This window comes from Stenotrophomonas sp. 2YAF22 (assembly GCF_052114665.1).
Lineage (GTDB): Bacteria > Pseudomonadota > Gammaproteobacteria > Xanthomonadales > Xanthomonadaceae > Stenotrophomonas > Stenotrophomonas indicatrix.
The window spans coordinates 1-1,764 of sequence record NZ_JBFRFE010000757.1 but is presented as its reverse complement, the minus strand read 5'-3'; the positions used below and the strand labels follow the sequence as shown (position 1 = coordinate 1,764).

Here is a 1,764-nt window from a genome sequence, read left to right as displayed (position 1 = left end):
AAGCCACCCACAGCCGGCGCGTGCCACGGCCGCGCGCCACCTGCCAGGCCGCCCAGGCGGCGGCCAGCAGCCACAGCATCGCCGCGGTCACGCCCAGCCAGCCTGGCCCGGGCATCTGGTAGGTCAGCAGACCGGCCACCCACAGCGCCAGCAGCACCATCACACATCCTGTCATCCATCGTCCTGCGGCTTTCACTGGCATCCTGTCGGGGTCCCGGGGCGGCATAGTTAGCCACAAGCCGCCTCACGGCGACATCTACGACGGTTCAGGCTGGCGCCTGCGGGTGCATACTGGCGTCAACCAAGGGTACACAGGGAGCGAGGATGGGCATTACCACCGTGGCCGGCGTCGCCGTGCAGGCGCAGCATCGCGCCAGCTGTCATTGCGGCACCGTCGAGCTGCTGCTGGACCTGCCCGAGGGCATCGTCGACCCGCGCCGCTGCGACTGTTCGATGTGCCGGCGCCGCGGCGCCATCGCCGCCAGCGTGGCCGAAGACGGGCTGCATATCGTCCGTGGCCAGGCCCATCTGCGCCTGTACCAGTTCAACACCCACGTGGCCGAGCACTACTTCTGCGACGTCTGTGGCATCTACACGCACCACCGCCGCCGCTCCAACCCGGACCAGTACGGCTACAACGTGGCCTGCCTGGAAGGCATCGATCCGTTCGCGCTGGGAACCGTTCCGGTCAGCGACGGGGTGAACCACCCCTCTGATCGCACCGGTTAGTGGCGGCTGCGCCGCGGCGGCGGCGCGACCTTCTGCCACGGGGCCATGCTGGCCCGGCCGACGCGCAACGGACGCTTCAACGGCGTTCGACGCGCGGGCATGTCCGCTGCAGGCGGCAGCGTCACGGCGGGCAGCGCAGGACGTGAGGGCCAGAGTCGGCCAAGCAACCACATGGCAGGTCTCCGTGGGGGACGGGGACGATCAACCCTACCGATGCCCGGGCCAAGACCGGGTGATGGCGCTGCGGCAGGCCGGTGACAACCGATGGCCCTGGCCTCCTCAGTGCACCGGCCGCGCCCTGCCCACCCGCCGTACCAGCACGAAGAACAGCGGCACCAGCACCACCGCCAGCACTGTTCCGGAGAGCATGCCGCCGATCACGCTCATGCCGATTTCACGCCGGCTGACCGCGCCGGCGCCGGTGGCCAACGCCAGCGGGATGACGCCTGCCACGAAGGCCAGCGAGGTCATCACGATCGGCCGCAGGCGCAGGCGCGCGCCCTGCAGTGCCGCTTCCACCGCTGAACTGCCGGCGCGGTAGCGTGCTTCGGCGAACTCCACGATCAGGATCGCGTTCTTTGCCGACAATCCAATCGTGGTCAGCAATCCCACCTGGAAGTAGATGTCATTGACGAAGCCCGCAGCCGTGGTCGCCAGCACCGTACCGATCACGCCCAGCGGAATCACCAGCACCACCGCCACCGGCACCGTCCAGCTCTCGTAGAGCGCGGCCAGGCACAGGAAGATGAAGGCAATCGAAGCGGCGTACAGGTACAGCGTCTGGTTGCTGGCCAGTTGTTCCTGATAGGACAGCCCGCTCCATTGCAGATCGAACCCGGGTTGATCGGCCACCAGCGCCTGCATGCGCTGCATCGCTTCACCCGAGCTGCCCCCTTCGGCCGCGCTGCCCTGGATCTGCATCGCCGGCAGGCCGTTGAAACGCTGCTGCAGCTGCGGCCCACGTGCCCAGTGGCTGCTGGCAAAGCTGGCGAACGAGGCCATCTGACCGTTGCCACCGCGCACGTACCACTGGCC

2 protein-coding genes are annotated in these 1,764 nt (G+C 68.5%); one reads left to right on the top strand and one right to left on the bottom strand.

Annotated features, from left to right (window positions below):
- Positions 1-324: 324 nt before the first annotated feature.
- The gene (locus AB4Y84_RS20820; RefSeq protein ID WP_025874047.1) at positions 325-729 is read left to right on the top strand and encodes a GFA family protein; all 405 of its coding nucleotides are present in this window, start codon (positions 325-327) and stop codon (positions 727-729) included.
- A 279-nt stretch (positions 730-1,008) separates the two neighbouring features.
- Here the strand turns inward: AB4Y84_RS20820 and AB4Y84_RS20815 are convergent.
- Positions 1,009-1,764 (bottom strand): efflux RND transporter permease subunit (locus AB4Y84_RS20815; RefSeq protein WP_442250836.1); only part of this gene is annotated, 756 nt, incomplete at its 5' end.